The sequence below is a fragment of the Neorhizobium sp. R1-B genome (assembly GCF_004368875.1).
GTDB lineage: Bacteria > Pseudomonadota > Alphaproteobacteria > Rhizobiales > Rhizobiaceae > Neorhizobium > Neorhizobium huautlense.
Genome location: NZ_SOEM01000022.1, coordinates 1 through 25,037 on the forward strand (window position 1 = coordinate 1; position 25,037 = coordinate 25,037).

Sequence of the window (25,037 nt, forward strand, 5' to 3'; positions counted from 1 at the left end):
ACTGATCGGGCCCAAACGCCGGTCAAAACATAACCGAACCCAAGGAAAAGCCGCGAAAATAAGCGTTCTTGCCCTTGTGTTCTTTCATTGGAGAAACACCCATGAAGAACGGACTTGAAGACGTCATTGCCGCAGAAACCCGGCTCTCTGACGTCGATGGAGATGCGGGCCGGCTGATCATACGCGGCATATCGCTGGAAGAGCTCGTTGAAGATGCAAGAAGCTACGAGGACGTCGCCGCCTTGTTGCTCGATGGACTGCTGGAACGCCCGATCGGAGCCGCAGAACTGCGGGCTTCTCTGGGTCGGGCGCGTGGCGAAGTTTTTGTTCATGTGCAGGCGATGGATGGCACGCTGACGGACCTTCCGCCTGTCGATGCCGTGCGCGCCCTGATCGCACGTCTTCCGGACGGTGACGACTTCGGGGCCGCGCTCCTTTTGCTCGCCGCCCCCGCCGTCTTCCTGCCGGCAGTCCTGAGGATTCGGGAGGGTAAGGCGCCGGTCGCTCCCAACCCGTCACTCTCCCAATCCGCCGACATTCTTGCAATGTTGACGGGAAGCCTGCCGACCGCCGAGCAGGTATCGGCGCTGGATGCCTATCTGGTGACGATTTCGGACCACGGCCTCAATGCGTCGACCTTCGCCGCTCGCGTGATAGCCTCCACTAAGGCCGGCCTCACCTCTTCGGTACTGGCCGCCATCAGTGCCCTCAAAGGACCTTTGCATGGCGGAGCGCCGGGGCCGGTGCTGGATATGCTTGACGCCATTGGTACCGAAGAGAATGCAAGGAAATGGCTCGGACAGGCGCTCGATCGCGGTGAGCGTTTGATGGGCTTTGGCCATCGCATCTATCGCGTGAGGGATCCCCGCGCCGACGCGTTGAAGGGAGCGCTCGCTCCCCTGGTCGCCGCCGGCCAGGTTGATGCCGACCGCATCCGGCTCGCCGAAGCGGTCGAACAGGCAGCCCTTGCAATCTTGAGAGAACGCAAGACCGACCGCACGCTTGATGTCAACGTGGAGTTCTACACCGCCATGCTACTCGACGCGCTGAAGTTTCCGCGTGAGGCATTTACGGGTGTCTTCGCGATCGGTCGCACGATCGGCTGGATCGCGCATGCTCGCGAGCAGGCGCTCGAGGGACGGTTGATCCGTCCGCGGTCGGCCTATATCGGACCGGTACCGCAGGCCGCCTGAAAGAAAACCCGGGCCTGAGCACCGGGTTTTCTTGATTGCATCAAACGAGGCGGCTCTGTTCCAGGGCCGCTTCGATGAAGCTCGCAAAGAGCGGGTGCGGATCGAGCGGCCGGCTCTTCAGTTCCGGATGGTACTGAACGCCGATGAACCACGGGTGATCGGGATACTCGATCGTCTCCGGCAGGAGGCCGTCCGGAGACATGCCCGAAAAGACCAGCCCGCAATTCTCCAGCCGCTCCTTGTAATCCACGTTCACCTCATAGCGGTGACGGTGGCGTTCGGAGATATCCGTCGAGCCATAGATGTCGGCGATCTTGGTTTCCTTCTTGAGGGCCGCCTTGTAGGCGCCAAGCCGCATCGTGCCGCCGAGGTCGCCGGCAGCCGAACGGATTTCGAGCTCGTTGCCCTTCACCCACTCGGTCATCAGACCGACCACAGGCTCCTTTGAGGGACCGAATTCCGTCGACGATGCCTTTTCGATGCCCGCAAGGTTACGGGCGGCCTCGATGACGGCCATTTGCATGCCGAAGCAGATGCCGAAATACGGCACCTTGCGTTCACGCGCAAAACGGGCCGCATTGATCTTGCCCTGTGCGCCGCGCTCGCCGAAGCCGCCCGGCACCAGGATCCCATGGACTTTTTCCAGCCACGGCGCCGGGTCTTCCTTTTCGAAGATCTCCGATTCGATCCACTCGAGCTTGACCTTGACGTGGTTGGCGATGCCGCCGTGATGCAGTGCCTCGATCAGCGATTTATAGGCATCCTTGAGGCCGGTATATTTGCCGACGATGGCGATCGTCACTTCGCCTTCCGGCGTGCGGATGCGGTTGCAGACTTCTTCCCAAGGCTCCAGGCGCGGCTTCGGGGCCGGCTCGATGCCGAAAGCGGCGAGAACTTCGTTGTCCAGGCCTTCCTTGTGATAGGCCATCGGCACGTCGTAGATATTGGCGACGTCGAGCGCCTGGATGACCGCAGACGGCCGCACGTTGCAGAACAACGACAGCTTGCGGCGTTCGGCCTCTGGGATTTCCCGGTCGGCGCGCACGAGAAGAATGTCGGGTGCAATGCCGAGTGCCTGCAGTTCTTTGACCGAATGCTGGGTGGGCTTGGTTTTCAGCTCGCCGGCGGCCGGAATGAAGGGCATCAGGGTCAGGTGGACATAGATCGCGGTTCCGCGCGGCAGATCGTTGCCGAGCTGGCGGATCGCTTCCATGAAAGGCATCGCCTCGATGTCGCCGACCGTGCCGCCGATCTCGCAGATGACGAAGTCGTAGTCGCCATTGCCCTCGACGACGAAATCCTTGATCTCGTTGGTGACGTGAGGAATGACCTGCACTGTCGCGCCGAGATAGTCGCCGCGCCGTTCCTTGTCGATGATGTTCTTGTAGATGCGACCCGTGGTGATGTTGTCGGTCTTGGTCGCGGAACGCCCCGTAAAGCGCTCGTAGTGCCCAAGATCGAGGTCGGTCTCCGCTCCGTCATCCGTCACGAAGACCTCGCCGTGTTGGGTCGGGCTCATCGTGCCGGGATCGACATTGAGATAGGGGTCGAGTTTTCTGAGCCGCACCCGGTAACCCCGGGCTTGCAGCAGTGCTCCAAGTGCTGCGGCCGCAATTCCCTTTCCGAGGGAGGAAACCACGCCGCCAGTGATGAATACATATCGCGCCATGGGAGTCACCGGATACCTTTTCATTGGTGATTCCGCCAGTCCAAATCGTCCGCTCGACGAAAACGCCTGTGGAATCTTCACAAAATAAAACCGGCAGGCTTTTGGCCTGCCGGAGCTTGAAGCGTCGACCGTGTCTTATTGACCGGTCGGTACACCCGTCGGTGCCGCTGGCGCGGCCGGGGCTGCGGGAGCCGGAGCAGCGCCCGTTGCGGGTGCTGCAGGCGCCGGTGCCGCAGCGCCGGAACCCGAAGGAACGCCGTTGCCCGATTGCGCTGGAGCCTGGGTCGGCGCCGGGCCAAGCTGATCGAGAATGCCGCCGCCCTGGCCCTGCTGGCTCTGGGGAATGCGGTTCAGGATATCGCTCGGACGGCTTTCGTAGCGCGCCAGGATGCCGAGAGCCAGCGACGTGATGAAGAAGAGCGTCGCAAGAATGGCCGTCGTGCGGGTCAACGCATTGGCTGTGCCGCGTGCCGACATGAAGCCGGAGCCGCCGCCGACGCCGAGCCCGCCGCCTTCGGAGCGCTGGATCAGCACGACGCCCACCAGCGCGAGCACGATCATGAGGTGAATGACGATCAGAACGGTCTGCATATCAAAATCCATGCCTCCGGAGCGGAGGCAACTTAAGAGGTTGGCGGCTCTTTACATGAGAGCCGCGCGCATTCCAAGCCCCTTGAAGAGCTTTAGGCGCTCAGCCCGTCATAGACGCGATAGATGGCGAGGAAGTCGGCCGCTTTCAAGCTGGCGCCGCCGATCAGCGCCCCGTCGACATTATCGACGCTCATCAGTTCCTTGGCGTTGGCAGGCTTCACGGATCCGCCATAGAGGATCCGCATCCGCCTGCCCTCCTCGCCGAAGCGGGCAGCGAGTTCGGAGCGCATGAAGGCATGGGCGGCCTTCACGTCCTCTGTTGTTGGTGTAAGCCCCGTGCCGATCGCCCATACGGGCTCATATGCGATGACGGTGTTGCTTGCCGTGGCGGCGGCCGGAACGGAGCCCGCGAGCTGACGCTTCAAGATATCGAGCGTCTGGCCGGATTTGCGTTCATCGGCTGTTTCGCCAATGCAGACGATGGCCGTGAGGCCGGCGCCATATGCGGCTTCCGCCTTGGCGCGCACGAGCTCGTCACTTTCTGCGTGGTCCGTGCGCCGTTCGGAGTGGCCGACGATGGCATAGGTCCCAAAGCAGTCGGCGATCATCTCCGCGGAAATATCGCCCGTATGGGCGCCGTTGCCTTTCTGGTGGCAGTCCTGCGCGCCGATCGCCAGCGGGCTGTCCGTGCACAGCGCCGTCGCCACATAGAGCAGCGTCGCCGGAGGGCAGATCAGCGCGTCGACTTTTTCCGACAAGGCGCCCTGGACACCTTCGGCCATAGCCTTGATCTCGTTTAAGGACTCACGAGTGCCATTCATTTTCCAGTTTCCGGCAACGAGCGGGCGCACATCTGGCGTCATAGGCAGCTATTCCTCTTTCTTACGATCCTGTCGGCCAAGACCGAAACCTCCGCGGATATGGCAAGTGTTTAGACGCTTCCTGCGAAAATTGGTACGCAAAAGACGAGGTTTGTTCAAAGACTTCGGTTGTTGTGTCCAGTTCAGCGGGCACCCAGCACGAAGTTCAAGGCCTTGCGCCAATCCACCATTCGGATCGGCGTGCCGTGGCTGCCCGTTTGAAACAAGGCGAAGCGGACCGGATAATCGGCGCGCTTGAGCTTGCGATAGATCGCTGTCTGCTCCTCCGCTTTATAGACGCTGTCGGCACTTCCATGGGCGAAATAGATGGGTACCTTCGCCCCTGCGAGAGCACTTATCGGCAGCTTCAAGTCCGGAGGTCCGCCGAGCAACACCATGCCCTTTAGGTGACGCGCAGCCTCCGGGTCGCTACTGATCCCCTGGCAGATGAGGCCTCCCATCGACGCGCAGGCAAGAATCACCGGCCGGCCGGAGGATTGCTGGAAGGAATGGCGGATCAATGCGGCGATGTCGGCGATACCCTTGTCACCGAAGGAGGTGACGCTCGGCGCATAATAGGTTCCGCCATTGTTCACAGCGAGGTTCTTCAGGCGGTTGAAGTTGCCGCCGAATGTATAGTCGTTGGCCCCGAGCCGTCTGTCGCCTCCCCGCCCGTGAATGAAGATGACCGTAAAGATCGCACCCTTGGCCTGTCCCACCCTGGTGACATCAATCGCTCGGTTTTCGATTGCCAGCGTCTCGTTCTCCTGGTGGCGCCGCACCCCCACTGAGACATAGGCGTCCTTGACGCGGCGTTCCGGCTCCCGATCGCGGCCGTTGATGTCGCGCATTTCCTGGTAGTCGATCACCTCGTAAGCGCCGCCATCCTCGGTCCGCAGCACTGTCTGATTTGAAAAAAGATCGTCCTTGAACGGTCTGATCGGGCCGTCTGCTGCCGCCGCGGACGGGCCGACAAAAGCGAGCAGACCAGCAAAAACCGTGCCTGAGACGAAATGAATTGTGGACATGGTCGGCATCACCTGTTTACTGCATCCGTAGCGCCTTGCCATTCGCGGCCGCGCAACGCATTCCTCGCATAGACGTTTCCTCGCGACATCGCGAAAAGGCCGGGTTTCTGGCAGAATCGCGAGTGATTCGAAACAGCACGAGATGGGTATGGCTTCTTCCTCCGCACCCCGACAGGTAGTACCGACACAGCCGATGGATGACAATAACGACCTTTTCGCCGAACTGCCTTTGACGTCAAAGCCAGTCGCCGCCGAACCCACGCCCGCCATAAAGGCCGAGCCCTCGACACCGCGCCCTGCCCCGGCGCAATCCTCCGGTGACGACTATGGCGCATCGTCGATCCGCGTGCTCGAAGGTCTGGAACCGGTGCGGATGCGTCCGGGCATGTATATCGGCGGTACGGACGAGAAAGCCCTCCATCACCTTTTTGCGGAAGTCATCGACAACTCGATGGACGAGGCCGTTGCCGGCCATGCGAATTTCATCGAAGTGCATCTGGATTCGGAAGGCTTTCTGACGGTCACCGACAACGGTCGCGGCATTCCGGTCGAGAACCATCCGCAGGTGCCGGGCAAGTCGACCCTGGAAGTGATCATGACCAAGCTTCATGCGGGCGGTAAGTTCGATGGCAAGGCCTACGAAACCTCCGGCGGTCTGCATGGGGTCGGTGTGTCGGTCGTCAACGCCTTGTCGGATTCGCTCGAGGTCGAAGTCGCCCGCAACCGAAAGCTTTATCGCCAGCGCTTTTCGCGCGGCGTACCGCAGGGCGGCCTGGAAGAGTTGGGCGACGTCCACAACCGCCGCGGCACCCGGGTGCGGTTCCACCCCGATCCGCAGATCTTCGGCGACCATGCGAAATTCGACGCCGGCCGGATCTTCCGCATGGCCCGTTCGAAGGCATATCTCTTCGGAGGCGTGGAAATCCGCTGGAGCTGCGATCCGGGCGTCGTGATTGCCGGCGGCGAAATTCCTGAAAAGGCGGTTTTTCACTTTCCGGGCGGATTGAAAGATTATCTGTCTGCCACCCTTGGCAAGGATTTTACCGTCACCCGCGAAATCTTTGCCGGCCGGACCGAAAAGACCGGCGGACACGGCGCTATGGAGTGGGCGATCACCTGGTATGGTGGCGACCCGCAGGTCCATTCCTATTGCAATACCATCCCGACGCCCGAAGGCGGCACGCACGAAGCCGGTTTGCGCATCGCGCTCACCAAGGGTCTGAAGAACTATGCGGAGCTGACCCAGAACAAGCGGGCTGCTCAGATCACCACCGACGACGTGATGATCTCAGCCGTTGGCATGCTCTCCGTCTTTATCCGCGAACCGGAATTCGTCGGCCAGACGAAGGATAAGCTTGCGACGGTCGAAGCGCAGCGTCTCGTTGAAAACGTGCTTCGCGACCCCTTCGACCACTATCTCGCCGGCAATCCGAACGAAGCGGCGAAACTCCTCGACTGGGTGATCGAACGCGCCGAGGAGCGCCTGCGGCGGCGCAAGGAAAAGGAAGTCAACAGAAAGACGGCGGTCCGCAAGTTGCGCCTCCCCGGCAAGCTTGCCGACTGCTCGCAGAACACGGCCGAGGGTGCCGAACTCTTCATCGTCGAAGGCGATTCGGCAGGCGGTTCGGCAAAGCAGGGCCGCAATCGCGCCAATCAGGCGATTCTGCCGCTCCGCGGTAAAATTTTGAACGTCGGCAGCGCCAGCCGTGAGAAGCTTTCCGCCAACCAGCAGATCGCCGATCTCATCCAGGCGCTCGGCTGTGGCACACGCACGAAATACCGCGAGGAAGATCTTCGCTACGAGCGCGTTATCATCATGACCGACGCCGATGTCGACGGCGCTCATATCGCGTCACTTCTGATTACCTTCTTCTACCAGGAAATGCCGGAGCTGATCCGCGGCAACCATCTCTACCTCGCCGTGCCGCCGCTCTACGTGCTGCGCCAGGGCGCAAAAACCGTCTACGCCCGCGACGATGCGCATCGGGCCGAGCTTATGGAAACGGTGTTCAAGGGCAAGAAGGTGGAAATCGGGCGCTTCAAAGGCCTCGGCGAGATGATGCCGGCGCAGCTCAAGGAAACCACGATGGATCCGGCCCACCGCACGCTCTTGCGCGTGGCCATCGATGACGTGGATTTTGAGGGCACCCGCGAGGCGGTCGACAACCTGATGGGAACCAAGGCGGACGCTCGCTTCCGGTTCATCCAGGAGCGCGCTGCCTTCGCCGACAATCTCGATATCTGATCAATACCTGTCGCCAAGCACCTTGGTAACGGCGCCGATCAACGCCGCCGCCTCGTAAGGCTTGCGGACTACAGGGGCTGTAAAGGTCGAGGGAATGATCGATTTGTCGCTGTAGCCGGTTGCGAAGATGAACGGCACATCGCGCCGGATCAGTTCCTCGGCTATCGGCAGGGACGTATCCGAACCGAGGTTGACGTCCAGGATGGCGACGTCAGGGGTGAAATTCTTGAGCTTGCGGAAGGCGTCGGCCGTAGAAGGCGTGGTCGTTACCTTGGCGATTCCGTAGTCGGCGAGCATTGCTTCCACATCGGCGGCGATCAGCATCTGGTCCTCGACGAGAAGGAGTTCCAGATCGTTCAGCTTGGAAAGCCCCGCCTTTCCGGGAGGTTCCGGGATTGCTTCCGGCTCTTCGATCTCCATCGGTTCATCGTCACCGTGAATGTGTTTGGATGGAACCAGGAAGCGAGCCGTGACGCCTTCTTTTCTGTATTCAACCTTCGACGCCCCTTCCAGCTCGTACGGGACGCTGCGGGTGATCAGAACGCTGCCGAAGCCGCTGCGGCTGGGAGGATTGACTGGCGGACCTGCGCTTTCGGTCCAGAAAAGCTCACAATCGCCATTCGCCAGCTTTGACCATTCGATATCGAGCTGTCCGTTGGGCACCGAAAGAGAGCCGTATTTCGCAGCGTTGGTGGACATTTCATGAAATACAAGCGCCATTACGGAGAAGGCTCGGCTATCGAGCCAAACGCGCGGTCCTTTGAGGTTAAGCTTGCGGGTGCCTTCGCTATAAGGTTTCAGTTCGGCTTCCAGGAGATCCGACAAAACCCCGCCATCCCCGCCGCGCACCACCTGGTCGTGGGCGAAAGCCAGTGCCTGAATGCGGCCTTTCAACGAACCGATATAGTCTTTCAGGCTGACATCGGCCTCGATCGAATGGCCCACAAGCGCCCTGATCACCGATAGTATGTTCTTGACGCGGTGGTTCAGTTCCTCGTTGAGCATACGCTGGCGAAGGTCCGCCTTGCCGCGTTCGTCCGCCAGAAGCTCCTTCTGATGCAGAACGATCTCGACCAGAACGGCACGGATGGCATCTGCGATTTCGCGATCGCTCAAAGTCCATGACGCAGCCTGCTGCCGCACCGTTTCCTTCCAGATGGAAAAACTTTTTCGAGGCGTCAGCCGGTCTCCGAGCGGGCCCGTATCATAGGACTTTTCCGGATTGCCCGCCCAGTTCAGCGCCTGAACCATCTCTCGACGGAAGAAAAACAGGTAGTCCCGCGCCCTTTGAGAGAGAGGGATCGCCAGCACGCCGCAGATGTCCTCGGGCAGAGCGACCACCCCGGACAAATCCCTGGAAATCTGATGGCTCGCCCAGATCTTTCCACCCGAGAGCTCGCCGATCTGGGTTGCCAGGTCCTCTGCAGAATGACGAAGCGGAGCTGCTCCATCAGTGGTCCAACCGCCGTCCAACCACAACCCGACGCCATCGCATGGCAGCATCTTGCCGAAATCGGAAAGTGAGTTGCGCAGGAGAGCGCTGACATCGGCATGATGGGAGGCGGCTTGCAGGAAACGGTCCAGGGACCGCCGGGCGCTGTCCGCCGCGTTCATGAGCTGCCGCTGCTTGAGAGTACCGAGATGCAGGGAAAAGAATTCCCCGAAGGTTTCCGCAGCCACGCGCTGCGGCATGGAAAGCACCTTCGGCGAATAGTGATGACAGGCGATCAGGCCCCACAGCTCGTCGTCGATCACGATCGAGATGGACATCGACGCGGCGACGCCCATGTTGCGCAGATATTCGCAGTGGATGGGCGACACGCTGCGAAGATGAGCGAAGGACAGATCGAGCGCCTCTCCGTCTTCATCCACCTCCGGCACTATCGGTACGCGCGGATTGGTGGCGTCCGAGATTACCCGGATCGTGTTCTTCATATAGAGAGCTCGAGCCTGTTTCGGAATGTCGCCCGCGGGAAAATACTGGCCCTTGAAACTTTCCAGATCCCTGCGCTTGTATTCGCTGATGACCTTTCCGGCCCCGTCTTCCTCGAAGCGGTAGATCATGACCCGATCATATCCGAGCATGGCATACATCAGCCGTGCGCCGTTTTCGATCAATCGATCTAGGCTCGTCATGTTGCGGACGCGGCTGATCAGCATTCGGGCAACTTCGAGTGGCTGGTCGGAATCGGTTGATGCCGGTTCGAACTCCAGGATCACCTTGGAGTTTAGCGTGTGGATGGAAACGTCAAAGATCGCGCCGGAGGCAAGCCGCAGGCCGTGCCTCAGCGCCGGCCGCGCCGGGTCGTCGCAGGTCGCAAGCGCATTGCGCAACGCGTGCGCGGCCTCCCCGCCGACAACCTCCTCCAGCCGTTGTCCATTGAGATCACCCGGCACGGAAAGCATTCCCGAAGCGTTTTCCGAATGCTGAACGACGACTGCCCCAGCGGCATCGCAAGCCAAAAGGCATCCGTGAGGCTGAATGCTGCCGGGGATATGGATAGGCTCTCGGTCGCAGTTCGTTAGGTCGACCGTATGCATGGAAGGCATATTTGAAGTCCCTGAGGTGGGTCCCGCTAGGCCGCAAAACAGCGGCGGACACCTCCGCATTCCGTCGAGGCTCAGAGAAGCCCCATCAAGAAGGTTGATTTGCAATTCCGACCGTAACCGGAGGCTGATTTCATATTTCTATCGCATCTGGCGTCTAGGGCAAGTAAGTAAGCTTCCTTTTAACGGCGAAGAGCATAGTCTTGTAGCCTGGCGCAGCAAACGCCATATGACGCGAAACCAGGAAGGACAACGGGTGAGTCTGAACAACGATCGCAATGGACCGAAGGAGCCGCGGTGGCTGGGGCCAGCCGCGCCGAGGGTGGCTCTGATCCCGCCAATCTCGGCCGCACGTTGGCTCCTGGTGCTGGTCGCCGCGGCTGGCATCTATTTCTTCCACGGTTTTGTCGTCCCTGTTCTTGCCGCCTTGGTGATCGGTTTCGCAAGCTGGCCCCTTTACCGCAAGCTTCTCGCCCGCATCGGCGGTAGCACCACGCTTGGTGCCACCCTTGCCATTATCTTCATTCTGACCTTTCTCATCGTTCCGATCGGAATCGCCGTCTCCTATACGATCGACGAGGTTCGGCAATGGATCGTCTGGGCTGCCGAGGTCAATCGCTTCGGGGCTCCTCCGCCGGCCTGGATTATCGGTTTGCCCTGGGCAGGCGAATGGATGGGCGTTCAGTGGGTCCAACATGTCGGCTCTCCCGGCGCGATCGGCGAGCTGATCCAGCTCGTCAGCGGCGCCAACATCGGCAACATCTATCGCGCGGTGGTGGCTGCCGGCGGCGGTGCTTTCCATCTGCTGCTGATGCTGCTTTTCATGCTGATCGCGCTTTTTTTCGTCTATCGCGACGGCGCCTCCTTTTCCCAACAGATCGACCTGCTCGGCGAGCGCATCTTCCCGTCGCGCTGGGAGCGTATATCGCGCGTGGTCCCTGCAACCATCAGCTCCACGGTCACCGGCCAGACGCTGATCGCAATTGGAGAAGGTATCGTTCTCGGCGTCGCCTATTTTATCGCGGGCGTCCCCTCGCCCGTCACCCTCGGCGTCATTACCGGCATCATGGCGCTTATCCCGGGCGGCGCCCCCCTCTCCTTCACCCTCATCTCGTTTTATCTGGTGGCGAATGGTTCCTATGTCGCCGGGGGCAGTCTTTTCCTGTGGGGAACGGTCGAGCTTTTCATCGTCGACAAGACGTTGCGGCCCCGGCTCGTCGGCGGCCCCATCAAGCTGCCGTTCCTTCCGACCTTCTTCGGCCTTGTCGGCGGCGTCAGCACCATGGGTTTCCTTGGCCTGTTCATCGGTCCGGTGCTGATGGCGCTGCTGGTCTCCATCTGGCGCGAATGGATCCGGGAAGCCCGGATGGCCGAAGGGCCGGAATCGGAACCTGTCGATCGGGTTGCCTCCGCGGCAACCGTCGAGGAATTCCCTCCCGAACTGCCTGTCAGGAAAGCCTCTTCTCCATGAAGATGCTCAAGGGATCGGGCATGTAGTCGCCGAAGGCGTTGATCTCGACGAAACCATAGGCACGATAGAGTCCGATCGCCTCCGGCTGGTAAATTCCTGTTTCCAGTCGGATGGCCGCGAGATGGAGCGCTTCGGCCCGTTCGAGGACAATTTCCATCAGCCGGCGCCCCAGCTTCAGGCCGCGGGCAGCCTCGTCCACGAACATACGTTTGATTTCGGCAGTGCCGTCGCCTGCCTCTACGAGTGCACAACAGCCGACCGCCCTGTCACCGTTGCGCGCCACGAAGAATGAAACTCCAGGCCCTTCGAGGCTGGAAATGTCCACCATGTGGTTGCTCTCTGCGGGGTAAAGGGAGGCAGCAAAAGCGTCGGAGAGCTCCAGAAGCCTCAAGACCTCTGCCTGTCGAGGCGGTTCGAGAGCGATTGTGACGGTCATTGGCTTTCGTTCCTGCCGGATTCGGTCATCTTGGCAACGCATCTATGAAGACTGCCTTGGTCGCGTCAAGATTGGTGACTTAGTGACGTTGATCACCACAGGGAAACGACATGAACGCCGCACTCATCGTAATGACCATCCTCGGCTGCAACGACGCCGGAACCGACTGCCGTTACGTCGCTACGGTGGAAAACCGCTGGCCGACGATCGAGATGTGCGATGCGGTGTCGGAACAGCAGCTCGCCGGCTATGCCAACCAGCCCTATCCGATGATTATCGCCGTATGCCAGAAGCCGGAGGCGTCCGAAGTCGCCAATGTTCCTTTGCCGCAGGACAAACCCGCCGTGGCGACATCCGAGCCGGCGCAACCAATGCCGGAGGTAACGGAGCAGGAAAAGGAGACGCTCGCCGGTCGTGCCATCCAGCGGGTCAGGAACGTCTTGCCGACGACCGAAGGCGTGGCGACGCTGATGACAAAGCCGGTGCGGCTGGTCGAAGACGGATATTCCTGGGTTGCGAAGAAATTCCAGCGCTGAACCGTCAGGCGGCCAGCGCTACTTCACTTGCATAGGAGCGCGCATTGAGCCGCATCTCGAGGTGATGAAGCTTTTCGATCATGCCCAGAAGCTCGGCGACCGGCGAGATCTGCATCTCCGCCCGCTGGAACTTTTTCAGTAGTAGGGCAGATATGCTGTCGATCGCGCCCGTTGCCGCGGCATCGCGCCAGAGAAAGACGGCCTCTACAAACACGACCGCGATATCCCGCTGCAGCCCGCAGGATTCAAAAAGTGCACGGACCGCATGCATCCGCCCGGTCGCGAGTATGGCCCGAACACGCCGGTCGTCCAGACCGGAAAGGGCTACTATCGCGCCGGCAAAGAAATCCACCTTGCCGCTGCAGAGCGTGTGAATGAGGAATGCAGGCGTCAAACACGCTGCCGCCCGCAAATGCTCGACGAGACCGGGAATCTCCGGCACTCCTACAAATCCGGCAATCGTGACTGCCGCCGCCTCTCCCGCTTCCCGCGTGACCTGGCTTATGCGAGCCGGCGTAAGGACAGCGCGCATCAGGTCTGAATTGGTGAGAGCTGTTGAAATCTGGTTCACCAGCATATGCCGTGCGTCCGCCGGCAGGCCTTCCCGGTCGAGCAGCAGGTTACGGATATCGCTGCAATGCCCGAACCGTTCTGCAATACGCCGCAGCGAAATTCGGGTGACCGAGGCGGTTTCGTTCTCGAGCAGGATTGTCACCTCGTTTTCGGATCCGATTTCGGCAATTGCCGCGGCAGCCCCGCGCGAAAGCGTGCGCCTTGCTGCAATCATTCCTCGGGTCAGGCTGTCACCTCGCCCAATGAGATCGACGAGATCGCCTTCGGCGAGCACGGGCGAGCGGGCTATCACCGTGCAGGCGATTTCGGGCTGATCTTCTGCAAGCGAAAGAATGATTGCCCGGGGTGCCTCGACGGCATCGGCGAGAGCCTCCGCCAGTGCCAGCCGCACCAGCGGTGACCGATCATCGAGAAGATGCGTCAACGCGAGCGCTGCGGCACGCCGGTGTTCCGGAGTCAGCGCCGAGCGCAGATAAGCCCGGCCAAGAGCGCTGGCCGCCTTCGCCCTGTCTGCCGCCCTTGCCGTTTCCGCCCAACGAAGAAATGCCTGTACGATCACGCCCAGCCCCGATAATTAATGCCAGAACGCGCGCCTGGCTGGTTGAAAATACGCTACGGGCAAAAAGTTTAAGATTGGTTCACCATCCTTGTTAACCATGGAAAACCCTTGGAAAATCCGCTCATGGCTCTTGGTTCATCCGTCTGCCGATCCGGTGGAGATACTTGGCAGCGGTGCAGACAGGATCGTCGCCGATCTGACCGGGCCTCCTGAGTCGTGGCAGGCTCTGGAAGATCGCCATGGATTTTGGGGCCAGGCGCCTACTCCACTCTGCGTCCTGCTGCCGCCATTCTCTTCCGGCCGCATTGAGGCCGCCGTCGAACTGGCGGTGCGGACGGGGGTCGATTCGGTGCTTCTCGCCGGTGCACGCAGCGGCGCAGACATCCAGCATCTCGACGTACTTCTGCGGGTCGCAGAGGCGAAGGCCGGCCGCTCCGGTTCTGACACCAGCATCGTCGCGCTTGCAGATGCTGCCGGGATACTCGCCGCAAAGAGCTTCCAGCGCTGTAGCAGACGCGTCAGCGGCCTTGGCTGGCATGTGGAAGGCGTCTCTTCCCCTTCTTCAGACATCGTTTCGTTTGCCCGCGGCACCGTCGGGCTTGCGGCCGCGGCGGCAGGCGTCATGGCGGTGGATACCATCTCGGATGAAGCCGATGAAGCTGGTCTAACATCCACGTGCATTGCGGCGCGCAATAGCGGTTTTCACGGGAAAATTAGCCGGCTAATATCGGAAATACCGATAATTAATCAGATTTTTTCGGATCAACTGCCTGGCCGGGTCATTTCGAAGACATCCGACCCGCCGTCTGCGTAGTCCCGATAGCCCATGCGTGCGATCGGCCTTGCCAGACTCATGTCGATCCGACCGTCCCGTACAATATCCTCGCTGATATGGATGCCAACCACCTGCCCGAAGACCATGAAGGCTTCGGCACCTTTTCCGTCCAGGCCTTTGGGCTGGATGATCTCCGTCACTCGGCACTCCAGCACCGTATAGGCTTCGGCGACATAGGGAGCATCGACCAATTCCGCCATCTTCGGCGTCAGCCCCGCCACTTCAAACTCGCTGACCCCATAGGCGACTGGTGCCGATGAGGCATTCACGTGCTCGGCAAGATGCCGGCTTGCGAGGCTTGCGGTGAAAACACCCGTCTCTTCGGCGTTCTGCAGGCTGTGCTTGCGGCCGCTGGAGGAAAACATCACCAATTTCGGGTGGTCGGAGACGATGTTGAAGAAGGAATAGGGCGAGAGGTTCAGGGAGCCGTCCCTGCCCTTCGTGCCGATCCAGCCAATCGGGCGAGGCGCCACGATTGCCTTGAAAGGATCGTGCTTCAGGCCATGCTGATTGGTATTGGTCGCATAAAACATCAGGGCTCGCCTTCGCCTGCATAGGTGACGACTTGCGAAAGTTCCGGCCGCGGACGATCGGGCGTCTGGAAATCGCTGGAGCCGATATGGATGAATCCGGCGACTTTCTCGCCCGGCTTGATGCCGAGAAGCGCAAGCGCCTCCTCGTCATAGGCAATCCACTCGGTGCGCCAGTTGGCGACGTAACCATGTGCATTTGCTGCTATCAGCATGTTGAGGCACAGGGCTCCGGCAGAAAGCTGCTGCTCCCATTCGGGAATCTTGACATGCGCCGCGGCCGTGCTGACGACGCCCACCACCAGCGGCGCCCGGGTAAAGCGGGCAAGTTCGGCCTCCTTTGCGGCAGCGGCCATATCGGGCGTTGTCTTGAGCGCAAGGGCAAGGAACGCCTTTCCGAGCTTTCTGCGTATATCGCCGCGATAGACGACCAGACGCCACGGCGCCAGCTTGCCGTGATCTGGAACGCGCGTTGCAAATGTGAGGATCGCTTCCAGTTCTTCTTGCGATGGGCCGGGCTCCCTGATCTGGGCCACGGGTGTGGAATGCCTGTCGCGCAGGAAGTCGATGAGCTTTATGTCATTTTGCATGGTCAAAACTTTCACTGGGAACGGAATGCGGTGGGAAGGTCTTGAAATTGCCTTGGCATTGGTCTTCAAGTGACGTTTCGGAAAAGAAGAGTCAACCGGTACACAACAGATGTCAGGCACTTCCTTCGCGGCACGCTGGATCCTCGCTGGAAGCATGGCTTTCGGCGTCACCGCCAGTGCGTTCGGCCAGGACGATGCCTTCAGGAATTTCCGTCAGCTCGACAGCACCGCAAAAATGCCGAAGCTCAATGCTTTTTCGGCAATGCCCGATGGAACCGCCGGCGTCGCCGCGAAGGATGTGCTCTTCGACGCCAAGCTGACGGCGGACGGCGGCGTCATGCAGGAAGGCCTCGTCTGGCGTGTCTTCAGCCCTATTGCCGGCGAAGACGGCAAGTTGCCGCTCGTGGCAAGCTCGGAGGGCGGCTCGGCCGCGTTCCAGTTGATGCCGGGCGATTATTTCGTCAACTGCGCCTTCGGTCGCGCTGGCGTCACCAAGAAATTGAACGTGCCCACCGACGGTGACGTGTCGAAGCAGACATTGGTGCTCGACGCCGGCGGCTTCGTCCTCAATGCCGTCGCAGGCGCCGACCAGCGTATTCCCCCGAACGAACTCAGCTTCTCGGTCTATTCGTCGGAGGTTCGGGAAAACGGCGACCGGCCGCTCGTCATGGCGGACGTGAAGCCGAACACCGTCGTGCGGCTGAACGCCGGCACGTATCACGTCGTCTCCGAATACGGCGACGTCAATGCTGTGGTACGGGCTGATATCCAGGTGGAGGCCGGCAAACTTACCCAGGCCGTGCTGCAGCATCGTGCAGCGCAGATCACCTTGAAACTTGTATCGCAGCCAGGGGGCGAGGCCATAGCCGACACCGCCTGGTCGGTGCTGACGGCGGCGGGCGACGTTGTCAACGAAAGCGTCAGCGCCTTTTCGACCATGGTGCTGGCAGAGGGCGAATATCTCGCCGTCGCGCGCAACAAGAACAAGATCTATCAGCGGTCCTTCACCGTCAAGGCAGGCGGCAATACCGAGGTCGAAGTGCTGATGCGCGATGCGGCGCAAGTCGCCGGTACCTCGAACCAGCAGAATTGAACTCTGCCGGTCTGCTTGAATTTTACATCGCCTACAGTCTTCAGCCGTGCTCTTCCGGAAAAGGACCAGCCGACAGCGCCTGCGGATGGCAAGCGCTGCCGGCTTGACGGTCAGGCGGCAGCAGCCCTCTTCGCCTCGATCCGACGCAGCAGGTCCGGAGGAGTTGCCTCAAGGCTGAGCGAAGCGATGGCCTCTTCGAGCTTCATCGACGTCTGGGCCTGAGATCCGAGCCGGCGGATGTTGACAGAGCGTTCCTCCGCCTCCTTTTTGCCGCAGACGATGATGACCGGCACCTTGGTGACTGAATGCTCGCGGATCTTGTAATTGATCTTCTCGTTGCGGAAATCGGTTTCCACCACCAGCCCGGCATCGCGTAGCGCTTCGGCCACTTCGCGGCCATAGTCGTCCGCGTCCGAGGTAATGGTCGCCACGACGACCTGCATCGGCGCGAACCAGAGCGGCATATGCCCGGCGAAGTTCTCGATCAGGATGCCGAGGAACCGTTCCATCGAGCCGCAGATGGCGCGATGGATCATCACCGGCTGCCGCTTTTCCGAGTTCTGGTCGATATAGAAGGCGCCGAACCGTTCCGGCAGGTTGAAGTCCACCTGCGTCGTGCCGCACTGCCATTCGCGGCCGATGGCGTCCTTCAGTGTATATTCGAACTTGGGGCCGTAGAACGCACCTTCGCCCGGCAGGATGCCGGTCTTAATGCGCCCGCCGGACTGCGCCTCGATCGTCTTCAAGACGTCCGTCATGACGCTCTCTGCGCGGTCCCACAGTTCGTCGGAGCCGACGCGCTTTTCCGGCCGTGTGGAGAGTTTCACCACGACTTCCTTGAACCCGAAATCCTCATAGACGGAAAGGATCAGATCATTGATGCGCAGGCACTCGGCGGCCATCTGCTCTTCGGTGCAGAAGACATGCGCATCGTCTTGGGTGAAGCCGCGAACGCGCATCAATCCGTGAAGCGCGCCGGATGCTTCGTAACGATGGACAAGGCCGAATTCTGCAAGCCGTATAGGCAGTTCGCGGTAGGACTTGAGACCGTGCTTGAAGATCTGCACGTGGCCCGGGCAGTTCATCGGCTTCAGCGCGAAGACGCGGTTGTCCGCTTCCTTGTCGTCCGGATGGGTGAAGGCATAGGCCGATTTTACGGCGAACATGTTTTCCTGGTACCAGCCCCAGTGACCCGAGGTTTCCCAAAGCGAGGCATCGAGGACCTGCGGCGCGTTGACTTCCTCATAGGTGCCGGAAAGCCGGCGGCGCATATAGGCCGTCAGCGTCTGGAACATACGCCAGCCCTTGCCGTGCCAGAAGACGACGCCCGGTCCCTCTTCCTGAAAATGGTAGAGATCCATTTCCCGGCCGAGCTTGCGGTGGTCGCGCTTTTCCGCTTCGGACAGCACATGCAGATATTGATCGAGCTCTTCCTGGCTGGCCCAGGCTGTCCCGTAGATGCGGGTCAGCATCGCGTTGTTGGAATCGCCGCGCCAGTAGGCGCCCGCCACCTTCATCAACTTGAACGCAGTGCCGATCTGGCCAGTTGAGGCCATGTGCGGTCCGCGGCAGAGGTCGAACCACTTGCCCTGGCGATAGATCTTGAGGTCCTGGTCTTCCGGGATCGCGTCGACGAGCTCGACCTTGTAGCCCTCGCCCATATCGGCAAAGACGTTGCGGGCCTTCTCGCGTGGCCAGACTTCCTTGGTGAAGGCATCGTTGCGCGCGATGATCTCCTTCATCTTCGCCTCGATCTTCGGCAGATCATCGGGTGTGAAGGGCCAATCCTCGCGCGTATCCGGGTGAACACGCTTGAAGTCGTAGTAGAATCCGTTCTCGATCACCGGGCCGATGGTGACCTGCGTTCCCGGCCAGAGTTCCTGCACGGCTTCCGCCATCACGTGCGCCGCGTCGTGGCGGATCAGTTCCAGCGCGCGGGGATCGGTGCGGGTCACGATTTCGATCGCGCCGCCCGTCACCGGATCGGCAAGGTCCTGCAAGGTGCCGTTGATGGCAACCGCGACCGCCTTCTTGGCGAGGGACTTGGAAATGGATTCCGCAACGTCGCGGCCGGTCGTTCCGGCATCGAAAACGCGGACGGAGCCATCGGGAAATGTAAGGGAAACGGATTGGGACATGTCTTTCTCCTGTCCAGTCCCGCCAACGAATGCGGGTGGTGGCAAATGGCCGGATTGCCCGGCTGCTAACGGGCGCGGTGATAGTGTGTTTCGCCGATTTAGTAAAGGCGGCCGGCGGGTCAGGCGACCATTTCTGCGAGGCGGGCGACGGTGTTGGCATTGCGGCTCGTGCCTATGCCGAGCTTCTTCGTCGTCATCGCGGAGAGAAGCCTCGTCTCGCTCGCCTTTCCGCCGAAATCGACCCAGAGATTGCCGTCGATGACCGCTATCTGTTCTCTGTCTCTATGTCGTTCGAGCAAGTTCTTGATGCTTTCATCGAGCGGGCTGCGCATGATCCGCACTCCGACTTCGGAACCGTCCCTTCCGGGAAACGGATTGGCCGCGGCAAGCCTGAGCCAGTCTTCCCGCGAGCGCACCAGGATGTCGACATGCTTGCCGAAGCGGTTGGCGAAAGCGGTTTCCAGCACCGCTTCGATATCGGAAACGGACGACTGAGCCGCTTCAAAAACGAGGTTGCCGGTGGAGACCAGTGTACGGCAATCCGTATAGCCGATGTCTTCGGCCATCCTGCGCAGGTCAGCCATGACGACCCGCCTGCCGGCCCCGAGAACGATGCTGTGAAGCAGTGCGACGTAGATCATTGCTGCAGCGATGCCTTGCGCGAAGACCCTCGCCAATAGCGCCAGGGCGTCCACCAGTGCAGGCGCTGGTCAAGGAGCTCGGGCACCGGATCCAGTCCGCCGCTTCCGCCCGGCCCGCAACGGGCGACGCGGAACAAGGTAAGCCATCCTCCCGGCCACAATCCGTGGCGCGCGATCGCTTCGTAGCCATATTCCGAACAGGTCGGGATATGGCGGCAGGAATTGCCGATGAAACCGGACAGCGTCAGCTGGTACAGGCGGATCAGCCCCATGCCGAGAAGTCTGCCCGGCGTCTTGCGAAACGGGCCCGTCCAGTTGCGGGAGCGGCGCGATCGTTGCTGTGGCTGGGGATGTCGGCAATCCGGACTGTCGCACATGGTCAGATGGCGGCCGCCTCGGACCGTTCCTTCACTTCGATCTGATTGATCGCGTCGACCACGGCTTCAAAAGTCAGCATCGTGGAAGCATGGCGGGCTTTGTAATCCTTGACCGGCTTCAGGTAGCGCATGTCCTCGAAGCGGCCCTCGGGACCCTCGCCGCCCTCCTTCAACATGGCAAGCATGTCCTCGCGAGCCTTGCGGATCTCATCGGCCGTCGCGCCGATGACGTGCCGTGCCATGATCGATGACGATGCCTGCCCCAGCGCGCAGGCCCGGACTTCATGCGCAAAGTCCGTGACTGTGCCGTGATCCAGTTTCAGATAGACCCGCACCTTGGAGCCGCAGAGCTTGGAATGTTTTTCCGAACTTGCATCCGCATCCGGCATGCTGCCAGCATGCGTGATGTTGCCGGCGAATTCGAGAATCTTGCTGCTGTAGATTTCGTCCATTTCAGGCTCGCTTGTAAGGCCATCGCCATTTTGAACACATTGTCTCGCTCGCCGCGGACTACCATAAAGGGGCTTGTGCCACTATATGTGGTTTTCGCAAGGCGTCATCAAGGAAGGATGTTTTCACGAAATCCATCCGAAATGGGAATAGCATGCCTTGTCAAAACCACTGCTAACGATCAGATAGCACCAGATTGCATAAAAATCAGTCGTGATGCCCTCACACTGTTCAGTCTTTGAATAAAGCCAGTCGGATGCGGCCTTGAACCGCATCGGGAGACGATAGATGGATGCCATAGTGAAGAATTTCCCGGCCTCGAAAGAGAAGCTGGTCCGCCCATCCCAGCAGGAAGCTGAGGAAGCTGTACGGGTTTTGCTTCGTTGGGCAGGCGACGATCCAGCGCGCGAAGGCCTGATCGACACGCCGAAGCGGGTCGCTGCCGCCTATCGCGAGCTGTTCGGTGGCTACGAACAGTCGGCGGAGGAAGTTCTGGGCCGCACCTTCGAGGAGGTTTCCGGTTACGACGACATCGTGCTCGTGCGCGATATTCCGTTCTTCTCCCACTGCGAACACCACATGCTGCCGATCAAGGGCAAGGCGCATGTCGGCTATCTGCCGAACGGCCGAGTCCTTGGCCTTTCGAAGATTGCGCGGGTGGTGGAGATCTTTGGCCGGCGCCTGCAGACGCAGGAAAATCTCACTGCTCAGATCGCGCATGCGATCGAGGAGACCCTGAAGCCTCGCGGCGTTGCCGTGATGATCGAGGCGGAGCATATGTGCATGGAAATGCGCGGCGTGCAGAAACAGGGTTCGCAAACGATCACGACAACCTTCACCGGCGAGATCAAGACCAACGCCGCCGAGCAGGCGAGATTCTTCACGTTCGTCCGCAACCGCTGACAGGCCGCCCAGACCCCTATGTCGATCTCTTTTGAAAAACCTTCGGCAGACAAGGCCGAAATCGAGGGTCCAGGTGCCTTTACACCGCGATTCGACGGCAATGGCCTCGTCACCGCAGTCGTGACCGATACCCGCGACGGCGAACTGCTGATGGTCGCCCACATGAACGCGGAGGCCCTGGCGCTGACCATCGAGACCGGCATCGCTCATTACTACAGCCGTTCGCGCGGCAGGATCTGGAAGAAAGGCGAGACATCCGGTAATCTCCAGACGGTGCACGAGCTCAGAACCGATTGCGATCAGGATGCCGTCTGGCTGAAGGTTTCAGTCGCCGGACATGACGCGGCATGCCACACAGGTCGTCGCTCCTGTTTCTATCGGACGGTAAGAAAAAGTGACAGCAGCGCTGTCCTTGAAATCGCCGACGACTTGCGCCATTTCGATCCGGAAGCCGTCTATTCGGACGGGGGAACCAAATAAGCAACTGCCTCGTTTTTCGACACAGAAAAGTCGGGTAAACGATTTCGAAACCTGTCCGCGCGCTATAATCGCCAGACCGGGGGTTGTTCAGCTTGGAGGGTTTTAGTCGATGCTGAACTGGAGTTGGAGTCGTCACGATCCGCAAGCTGCGCCTGCCGAAGGCGGCGGCGCGCAGACGATGGAGCCACCACGTCCCCCGATCATCGAGCCTCCTCCAAAAGCAAAGCTTGCGCTCGCCCTTGGCGGAGGCGCTGCCCGTGGCTGGGCTCATATCGGCGTATTGCGCGCGCTGGACGAAACCGGCATCGAAGTCGGAATGATTGCCGGCACATCGATCGGTGCCCTCGTAGGGGGCTGTTATCTGGCTGGCAAGCTCGACGAATTGGAAACCTTTGCCCGTTCGCTCACCATGCGACGTATTGCGGGCCTGCTGGATTTGACGATCGGCGGCGGCGGCCTCTTGGGCGGTATGCGGCTGACGAAGCGGATGCAGGAGCATCTTGAAGGTCTCGCGATCGAAGATCTCGATCGCCCGTTTGTATCGGTGGCGACAGAACTCCATACGGGCCACGAAGTTTGGATTTCCAGCGGATCGCTGATTACCGGCCTGCGGGCCTCATATGCACTCCCTGGCATTTTTGAGCCAGTGAAATGCAACAACCGGACGCTGGTCGACGGCGCTCTCGTAAATCCCGTCCCGACCTCCGTCTGCCGAGCCTACGAGCAGCCGCTCGTGGTCGCTGTCAACCTGAACTACGAAATCTTCGGCCGGTCTGCGGTGGTCAAGCACAGCGCCAGCGTCCAGCCCGTTGATGACGAGCGAAAGAAGGACGGCGTGCGGGTCGGAGTTACCGGTACGATGGTTCAGGCGTTCAACATCATTCAGGAACGGATTTCGCGCGCAAGGCTCGCCGGTGATCCGCCCGATCTCGCATTGCATCCTCGCCTCGCCGATATAGGGCTCTCCGAATTTCATCGCGCTGGCGAGGCGATCGATCGTGGCTATGCCGAGACGATGGCGCAGATTTCTGCGCTCAAACGGATGCAGGAAGTGTTTGCCCGCTAGGAGGAGAAGTGACCTCGCCCGGCGGCGGGGCCACGAAGGTAAGATCAACCTGCGATGTAGGCCTTGATCTGTTCAGCCTCCAGCTCGATCTCCCGGATGCGCGACTTGACGACGTCCCCGATCGAAATGATGCCGACGAGTTTCCCGTCCTTTTCGACTGGCACGTGACGGAAGCGTCCGCCAGTCATGATACCCATCAATTCGTCAACGGTCGTTTCCTCCTTGCACCGATGCACGTTGGTGGTCATGGAGGATTTGATCGGTTGGTCGAGCACGCCGGGACCCTTGGTTGCGATCGAGCGTACGAGGTCGCGTTCGGTGAAGATGCCGGCAATCCGGCCCTCCATGCCAATGACCACCACCGCGCCGATCTTCTTTTCGTGCAGCATGCCTGCGACGTCCAGTAGTGTCCGATCCGGGCTCACCGTTACGACATCGTGACCTTTTGCATCGAGCATGTTCTTGACGACTATTGCCATGGCTCTCTCCTCGTAAACCAGAATGGCTGAGACGCCGCCCTCCCCCAAGGATCGGCGCAGATGCGCAGTGAAGACTCCCTGCCTGCGGCGAATTTTAGAGCTAAGTCAAAAACATATCAAGGTTGTGTGATCGGCACACGGCTCGGAGGAACGGGATCGAACAATCCGAAGAGCAGGAAGCCGAACAGGAAGCCGCCGATATGGGCGTCCCAGGCAATCGGCCCCAGATCTGCGCCGAACAATTGCACTCCAAAGGCGATGAGAAGATTGCCGGCGAACCACATTGCGGTAAAGATCACGACGGTCCGGTTTCTGAAGGAGCCGAGGATTGATTGCCGCGGGTAGAGATGGCCGTGGGTCCTGTCGTAGCCGCGGTCGCCTGGAAAAGCGAACCGGCATGCAGCCCCCATGAGCGCTGAAACGACGCCCGATGCTCCGATCAGAAGGGTTTCGTTGTTCCAGTTGAGCAGGGCATGAAAAAAGGCCGCCGCCACGGCTGAGAGAATCCAGAAGGCCACATATCGGAAGGTCCCGATGCGCCTGACGACCGGAGCCCCGAACGCCATGAGCCAAAGCGCATTGAAGAGGATATGTTCAACGCCGCCGTGGAGGAGCGAATAGGTTACCGGCGACCATAACCAGGCGAGATCCTGGTCCCCCAAAGGGATACCGTAACGTAGCGGGATGAAGGCCAACGTGAAGATGAACTCGGCCCGCGCTGCGTCGTCCAGCAGATATTCCTGAATAACATAGAGTCCGGCAAGCAGGGCCAATGTCACCACCAGACTTTGCGGCAGGTTGAAGATTGGCGGCGAACCTTCGCTCGGCTCCCGCCGTTCCTCCGCCATGTCCGGCTCGTCGCTCATTCCTGTCCTCTTGCTTTCAAACCAGCGATGCAAATCCCCTGTCAGCCTTATAGGAGCGGCATGCCGAAGGAAAGCATTCCGGGGTTGATGGAATCGGCACCATCGAGGTTGATGGTTCCTTAACCGTAATGGCTGCGCCGTGGCATGAAATTCGCTCCGTGAAGGATGAAGGTCGTGCATGAGGCGCGATTTGTCTCGAAATGCGACAGGTAATGGCGGATGCGTAACCAGGCAACCCGAGCGGTCTTTGACTACTGGATCAACCTAAAGGGTGATCGCGCTGCTCCGTTGCGGACCGAAATCGATCCAACGGCGCTGCGCCACCTGCTTCCTCACCTTTTCATCGCAGCGATGGATGAACGGGGCGTGCTGGCCTTCCGGCTGGCCGGAACGCGGATCTGTGACCTCTTCGGTTACGAGTTGCGCAGCATGGCCTTTGACCAGGTCTGGTTCGAAGCCGAGCAGCCGCTGCACATCGCTCAAAACGTCATTCGGCACGAACAGCCGGCTCTGGTCGATCTCGTCGCCGTGACCGCCGACGCCCGCCAGGCCTATGAAATGCTTCTCCTGCCGCTCCGCTCGACCGACGGCATGGAGAGCGATCGCCTTTTCGGATCGCTCCTGCCGCGCGGCGCTCCTTTCCCGGCGATTGCCCTCCCGGTCGACGGACTGGAGATGGAAAGCTGGACCTTCCTCACGGGTGGGGCTTCGCATTTCGGCGTACCGGTCACTGTCGATCACCAGGGTCCGCTCACCGGGCTTCGGCAGCCGGCTTCGGACTTGCCTATTCGAGATCGTAAGTTCTGACGCTCTCTCGCATTCGCCTCTCGGATAAAAGATTCTGTTAACCGCGGTGCGCTATCAATCTCAGGTACACTCTC

The 25,037-nt window shown here is 60.4% G+C and carries 25 protein-coding genes; 10 read left to right on the forward strand and 15 right to left on the reverse strand.

The annotated features are described in order from the left end of the window. The first annotated feature begins 101 nt into the window (after positions 1-101). Positions 102-1,193 (forward strand): citrate synthase/methylcitrate synthase, encoded by a 1,092-nt coding sequence (locus EDE05_RS22025; RefSeq protein ID WP_132413190.1) that lies wholly within the window; start codon positions 102-104, stop codon positions 1,191-1,193. A 40-nt stretch (positions 1,194-1,233) separates the two neighbouring features. Here the strand turns inward: EDE05_RS22025 and EDE05_RS22030 are convergent, their stop codons facing one another. The 4 genes from EDE05_RS22030 to EDE05_RS22045 form a co-directional block, all read right to left on the reverse strand. Further along, the gene (locus tag EDE05_RS22030) at positions 1,234-2,862 is read right to left on the reverse strand and encodes a CTP synthase (protein ID WP_162712554.1); all 1,629 of its coding nucleotides are present in this window, start codon (positions 2,860-2,862) and stop codon (positions 1,234-1,236) included. Positions 2,863-2,997: 135 nt separating this feature from the next. Further along, entirely contained in the window at positions 2,998-3,453 is a 456-nt protein-coding gene (gene secG, locus EDE05_RS22035; protein ID WP_105374315.1) for a preprotein translocase subunit SecG, read from the reverse strand. Positions 3,454-3,545: 92 nt separating this feature from the next. Next, on the reverse strand, positions 3,546-4,316 hold the full coding sequence (gene tpiA / locus EDE05_RS22040; RefSeq protein ID WP_105374249.1) for a triose-phosphate isomerase: 771 nt from the start codon (positions 4,314-4,316) through the stop codon (positions 3,546-3,548). Between the two features lie 140 nt (positions 4,317-4,456). After that, positions 4,457-5,341, reverse strand: a complete 885-nt coding sequence (locus tag EDE05_RS22045; protein WP_132413174.1) for an alpha/beta fold hydrolase — start codon at positions 5,339-5,341, stop codon at positions 4,457-4,459. A 193-nt stretch (positions 5,342-5,534) separates the two neighbouring features. Between EDE05_RS22045 and parE the strand changes: the two genes are divergently transcribed. Beyond that, positions 5,535-7,586 (forward strand): DNA topoisomerase IV subunit B, encoded by a 2,052-nt coding sequence (gene parE, locus EDE05_RS22050; RefSeq protein WP_112803307.1) that lies wholly within the window; start codon positions 5,535-5,537, stop codon positions 7,584-7,586. Here parE and EDE05_RS22055 read toward each other — a convergent pair whose 3' ends face one another. Next, positions 7,587-10,136, reverse strand: coding sequence for an HWE histidine kinase domain-containing protein (locus EDE05_RS22055; RefSeq protein WP_134102952.1), 2,550 nt, complete (start codon positions 10,134-10,136; stop codon positions 7,587-7,589). It abuts the gene before it with no gap. 226 nt (positions 10,137-10,362) lie between these two features. On the opposite strand from EDE05_RS22055, the gene EDE05_RS22060 reads away from it, so the two are divergent. Next, complete coding sequence (locus EDE05_RS22060; protein WP_112803312.1) at positions 10,363-11,604, forward strand: AI-2E family transporter; 1,242 nt, start codon at positions 10,363-10,365, stop codon at positions 11,602-11,604. Here EDE05_RS22060 and EDE05_RS22065 read toward each other — a convergent pair. After that, positions 11,582-12,040 carry a GNAT family N-acetyltransferase gene (locus EDE05_RS22065; RefSeq protein ID WP_112803314.1) on the reverse strand — a complete coding sequence of 153 codons (459 nt, stop codon included), beginning with the start codon at positions 12,038-12,040 and terminating at the stop codon, positions 11,582-11,584. The genes EDE05_RS22060 and EDE05_RS22065 overlap by 23 nt on opposite strands. A gap of 110 nt (positions 12,041-12,150) precedes the next feature. On the opposite strand from EDE05_RS22065, the gene EDE05_RS22070 reads away from it, so the two are divergent. Continuing rightward, a complete protein-coding gene (locus EDE05_RS22070; protein WP_112803316.1) occupies positions 12,151-12,576 on the forward strand; it encodes a hypothetical protein in 426 nt (141 codons plus the stop codon). 4 nt (positions 12,577-12,580) lie between these two features. Here EDE05_RS22070 and EDE05_RS22075 read toward each other — a convergent pair whose 3' ends face one another. After that, a complete protein-coding gene (locus tag EDE05_RS22075; RefSeq protein WP_132413176.1) occupies positions 12,581-13,708 on the reverse strand; it encodes a DUF2336 domain-containing protein in 1,128 nt (375 codons plus the stop codon). A gap of 88 nt (positions 13,709-13,796) precedes the next feature. Between EDE05_RS22075 and EDE05_RS22080 the strand changes: the two genes are divergently transcribed. After that, positions 13,797-14,522 (forward strand): hypothetical protein, encoded by a 726-nt coding sequence (locus tag EDE05_RS22080; RefSeq protein ID WP_132413178.1) that lies wholly within the window; start codon positions 13,797-13,799, stop codon positions 14,520-14,522. On the opposite strand, the gene EDE05_RS22085 is transcribed toward EDE05_RS22080, so the two are convergent. Continuing rightward, complete coding sequence (locus EDE05_RS22085; RefSeq protein ID WP_112803322.1) at positions 14,471-15,076, reverse strand: flavin reductase family protein; 606 nt, start codon at positions 15,074-15,076, stop codon at positions 14,471-14,473. The two genes, EDE05_RS22080 and EDE05_RS22085, sit on opposite strands and share 52 nt — an antisense overlap. After that, positions 15,076-15,663, reverse strand: a complete 588-nt coding sequence (locus tag EDE05_RS22090; RefSeq protein ID WP_132413180.1) for a nitroreductase — start codon at positions 15,661-15,663, stop codon at positions 15,076-15,078. Before EDE05_RS22090 ends, EDE05_RS22085 begins: the two co-directional genes overlap by 1 nt. Before the next feature lie 154 nt (positions 15,664-15,817). Between EDE05_RS22090 and EDE05_RS22095 the strand changes: the two genes are divergently transcribed. After that, on the forward strand, positions 15,818-16,756 hold the full coding sequence (locus tag EDE05_RS22095; protein WP_245505231.1) for a hypothetical protein: 939 nt from the start codon (positions 15,818-15,820) through the stop codon (positions 16,754-16,756). Positions 16,757-16,866: 110 nt separating this feature from the next. Here EDE05_RS22095 and thrS read toward each other — a convergent pair whose 3' ends face one another. From thrS to EDE05_RS22115, 4 genes are all read right to left on the reverse strand, one after another. Further along, positions 16,867-18,894: a threonine--tRNA ligase gene (thrS, locus tag EDE05_RS22100; RefSeq protein ID WP_112803328.1), complete on the reverse strand. Its 2,028-nt coding sequence runs from the start codon at positions 18,892-18,894 to the stop codon at positions 16,867-16,869. 119 nt (positions 18,895-19,013) lie between these two features. Continuing rightward, entirely contained in the window at positions 19,014-19,535 is a 522-nt protein-coding gene (locus tag EDE05_RS22105; protein ID WP_112803329.1) for a DUF1697 domain-containing protein, read from the reverse strand. Next, a complete protein-coding gene (gene yidD / locus EDE05_RS22110; RefSeq protein WP_112803331.1) occupies positions 19,532-19,912 on the reverse strand; it encodes a membrane protein insertion efficiency factor YidD in 381 nt (126 codons plus the stop codon). Before yidD ends, EDE05_RS22105 begins: the two co-directional genes overlap by 4 nt. Before the next feature lie 2 nt (positions 19,913-19,914). Continuing rightward, positions 19,915-20,364: an iron-sulfur cluster assembly scaffold protein gene (locus EDE05_RS22115; RefSeq protein ID WP_112803333.1), complete on the reverse strand. Its 450-nt coding sequence runs from the start codon at positions 20,362-20,364 to the stop codon at positions 19,915-19,917. Positions 20,365-20,650: 286 nt separating this feature from the next. On the opposite strand from EDE05_RS22115, the gene folE reads away from it, so the two are divergent. The 3 genes from folE (at position 20,651) to EDE05_RS22130 (ending at position 22,811) form a co-directional block, all read left to right on the forward strand. Then, positions 20,651-21,265: a GTP cyclohydrolase I FolE gene (gene folE / locus EDE05_RS22120; RefSeq protein WP_105374264.1), complete on the forward strand. Its 615-nt coding sequence runs from the start codon at positions 20,651-20,653 to the stop codon at positions 21,263-21,265. Positions 21,266-21,283: 18 nt separating this feature from the next. After that, on the forward strand, positions 21,284-21,745 hold the full coding sequence (gene hisI, locus EDE05_RS22125) for a phosphoribosyl-AMP cyclohydrolase (protein ID WP_112803335.1): 462 nt from the start codon (positions 21,284-21,286) through the stop codon (positions 21,743-21,745). A 109-nt stretch (positions 21,746-21,854) separates the two neighbouring features. Further along, positions 21,855-22,811: a patatin-like phospholipase family protein gene (locus EDE05_RS22130; protein ID WP_112803337.1), complete on the forward strand. Its 957-nt coding sequence runs from the start codon at positions 21,855-21,857 to the stop codon at positions 22,809-22,811. 44 nt (positions 22,812-22,855) lie between these two features. Here the strand turns inward: EDE05_RS22130 and EDE05_RS22135 are convergent, their stop codons facing one another. Both EDE05_RS22135 and EDE05_RS22140 read right to left on the reverse strand, forming a co-directional pair. Further along, a complete protein-coding gene (locus EDE05_RS22135; protein ID WP_112803339.1) occupies positions 22,856-23,290 on the reverse strand; it encodes a CBS domain-containing protein in 435 nt (144 codons plus the stop codon). Between the two features lie 116 nt (positions 23,291-23,406). Continuing rightward, the gene (locus tag EDE05_RS22140; protein ID WP_105374268.1) at positions 23,407-24,156 is read right to left on the reverse strand and encodes a rhomboid family intramembrane serine protease; all 750 of its coding nucleotides are present in this window, start codon (positions 24,154-24,156) and stop codon (positions 23,407-23,409) included. Positions 24,157-24,375: 219 nt separating this feature from the next. Between EDE05_RS22140 and EDE05_RS22145 the strand changes: the two genes are divergently transcribed. Next, the gene (locus tag EDE05_RS22145; RefSeq protein WP_112803341.1) at positions 24,376-24,963 is read left to right on the forward strand and encodes a PAS domain-containing protein; all 588 of its coding nucleotides are present in this window, start codon (positions 24,376-24,378) and stop codon (positions 24,961-24,963) included. Positions 24,964-25,037: the final 74 nt, after the last annotated feature.